Raw genomic sequence first — 2,866 nt, 5'->3', positions numbered from 1 at the left:
CGGCAATTTATCAACAACGTGACCACAATGTCCACAGCGCTTAGAGCTGGGAAACCATCGGTCAATCTTAACCAGTATTCGACCGTACCACTGGCACTTATACTCCAATTGACGAACCAGTTCACTCCAGCTTGCGTCAGCAATTGCTTGAGCCAACTTATGGTTTTTCATCATATTCTTCACGGCTAAATCTTCGACAACAATCGTTTGATTTTCACGTACCAGTCGAGTCGTTAGCTTGTGAAGGAAATCTTTACGGGCGTCGGCAATTTGAGCATGGATTCGAGCAACCTGCCGCCTTGCCTTTTCCCTATTATTTGAACCTTTCACCTGGCGAGACAATGCTTTTTGAGCTTGTCTCAACTTGCGTTTTAGCCGCTTAAAATGCTTGGGATTGACAATCTTTTCCCCATCGCTGGTTGCAATCAAGGAGGTAATACCTGCATCAATCCCAATCGCTTTATCAAGTTGAGGAAGCGATTTGACCGTATGCTCCTCAACACCTCGGCTCCGCTCGGTGTTGACGCTGAGCGGAGCCGAAGTGAGCGGAGCCGAAGCGTCAACCAACACAGAGACAAACCATCGCCCAGAAGCATCCAACCTTACTGTAACCGTAGAGGGTTCACAGTTTTCTGGAAGGGTACGACTCCAGCGAATTGGCAGAGGTTCACAACATTTTGCCAACCACAATTGCCCATCCTTCCACTTAAAGGCAGAACGAGTAAACTCAGCACTACCACCATTCCGCTTCTTTTTGAAGTTGGGGTATTTAGCACGACCTGCCCAGAAATTGGTAAACGCTTTTTGCAAGTTCCTCAATCCCTGCTGCAATGGTACACAGCTCACTTCATTAAGAAATTGCTTGTCTTCTTGCTTTTTCCAATCTGTCAGCATAGCGGATGTCTGTTTGTAGTCAATCCGCTCTTGCCTTTCATACCAGCCTTCAGTTCGGGTGTGCAACGCCAAGTTGTAGACCAACCGAACACAACCCAACGTGCGGCGCAAGAGTTGTTCTTGTTCCGGCGTTGGGTAAAAGCGGTATCGGTAGGCGCGTTGAGTCATGCCTCACATTCTATCACATTCCCTGTAAAAACTGTAAACGGTAACCGGAGGCGCGGCTTTCCTCCCGTCGCTAAAAGTGAGGGTCTCCAGCCGCTTGCGAAAGATGAAGAATATAAGAAGCGGGCAGCGAGAATCGAACTCGCATCATCAGCTTGGAAGGCTGAGGTTTTACCACTAAACTATGCCCGCAGGCGCTCATAACTTTTCTAGTATAAACCACAATAACACAAGTTTGGCAAGTTTCCACCAAAATTATCGGCTCAATTCCCTAGGGGATCAATTTCTAGGGTTAGGAAGTACGACCCGTACACAGGGCTACCCGCCATGTATGTTGGTGAAAAACTCCAATCGGCAATAATCGCCTGGGCGAGTTTCGTGGCTTGCTCTTGAGTGAGTGTTCTTGGTGGCAATTGAGTCGGCTCGGAACGCCTATCGGGTAGAACTTTTGCTTTACCCATATCAGTGATCAAAACGAGAACCTCGATAACCACAGGTTGCTCCAGAGTAATGCCTAAGGATGTGAGTTCATCCACCGAAAGGGGTTGGCTCTTTTTCAGGATTTTGGCAAATTGGTCGCCTGGATTGCGTTGCGGATCGATATTAGAACCACCACCCTGAGGCACGGGTATGAGTCCATTAATAGAGACAATCAAACCCCCGCCGGACTGATTTTCCGGTGACGTGGGTTTTGGTGGTTCCTCTGGCGATGGGGGAGAAGAAGGACTAGGCGTAGTCGGATTTGGCGGTTCCTTTGATGGCTCAGGAGACGGCGTTTCTCCCGTCCCTTCCGATGTGGTGGACGTTGGCGATGGGATCGGGGTTTGGTTCGGTGAGTTGTGCGAGGAAACCTTTGTGGGTGAAGGGTTAGGCGTTTCCTCAGTAGTGTTTGCGATCGCCTTAGTCGGGCGATTTGTCTGTGGTGCTGATTCTGGTTGACTCTCAGAACTCTTCGCTGGCGTTTTTCGGGATACCGGAGAAGGTGGAGGTTGAGTCACTGGAGTTGGCATGGTAGCATTCGAGGCGATCGCAATCATCTCAATGGGAATCAGTCGTTGACTCAACCGCCAGTCCTGAAAGCGCCCCAATAGCGCCAGACGCAGCAACCCCAAGCCAACTAAATGAATCGCCACAGAACTGAGAATAACTGTTCTCCATAGCGCCGGGGGGTCAGCGTGACGGCGTTGGGGTATCTGAGGTTGGTTTAGTGTTGGTTGTGTCATTACAATCAGGTTGGGATGCTTTAATTCCATACTGCCAAAGAGCCACTGAGCATCTGGATTAATTTTTAGCGTTCTTTTTGCGATCGCCCAATGACAGTCGTGACCGATGAATAATTATCGCTTGTCTAGGTTCAAGATTATTATTATTGCCAGTGTTCTCCTATTCGGACTAATCCTCAGTGGGTGGAGAATTACCCTACCCACAACCGCCGCCGAATCGGACACTATCTATCATGAGCGACTGGTTCACAGCGCCGATGGGATTGGTAAATTTTATATGGGTCGAGAGATTGCCAAAGTCATGGGACACACCGAAGCCCTCTGGTTAGAACGCCCCAGCCGTCAGACGAAAGAACAGCCACAGCAGGTGATTGAAGCCTTGAACCTGAAACCCACGGATATTGTGGCAGATATTGGTGCAGGTACAGGTTATTTTAGCTTTCGGATCAGTCCTCGTGTTCCTCAGGGTAAGGTGCTGGCGGTGGATATTCAGCCGGAGATGCTGGATATGATCGAATTCTTGAAAACTGAGAACAATGTGACCAATGTTGAGTCAATCTTAGGGAGTACCACTGACCCCAATT

The 2,866-nt window shown here is 49.1% G+C and carries 3 protein-coding genes and 1 tRNA gene; 1 reads left to right on the top strand and 3 read right to left on the bottom strand.

Features of this window, described 5'->3' with window-relative positions; all coding sequences use genetic code 11:
* The 3 genes from MC7420_RS34640 to MC7420_RS34630 form a co-directional block, all read right to left on the bottom strand.
* Positions 1-1,062 (bottom strand): RNA-guided endonuclease InsQ/TnpB family protein (locus tag MC7420_RS34640; RefSeq protein ID WP_006106654.1); only part of this gene is annotated, 1,062 nt, incomplete at its 3' end.
* A gap of 118 nt (positions 1,063-1,180) precedes the next feature.
* Positions 1,181-1,251, bottom strand: a tRNA-Gly gene (locus MC7420_RS34635).
* A 71-nt stretch (positions 1,252-1,322) separates the two neighbouring features.
* Complete coding sequence (locus MC7420_RS34630) at positions 1,323-2,282, bottom strand: hypothetical protein (protein ID WP_157453458.1); 960 nt, start codon at positions 2,280-2,282, stop codon at positions 1,323-1,325.
* Positions 2,283-2,388: 106 nt separating this feature from the next.
* Between MC7420_RS34630 and MC7420_RS34625 the strand changes: the two genes are divergently transcribed.
* Positions 2,389-2,866 (top strand): class I SAM-dependent methyltransferase (locus MC7420_RS34625; protein ID WP_044211420.1); only part of this gene is annotated, 478 nt, incomplete at its 3' end.

Origin of the sequence: Coleofasciculus chthonoplastes PCC 7420 (assembly GCF_000155555.1) — a bacterium.
Taxonomy (GTDB): Bacteria; Cyanobacteriota; Cyanobacteriia; order Cyanobacteriales; family Coleofasciculaceae; genus Coleofasciculus; species Coleofasciculus chthonoplastes_A.
This window is presented reverse-complemented; position numbering and strand designations above follow the sequence as displayed.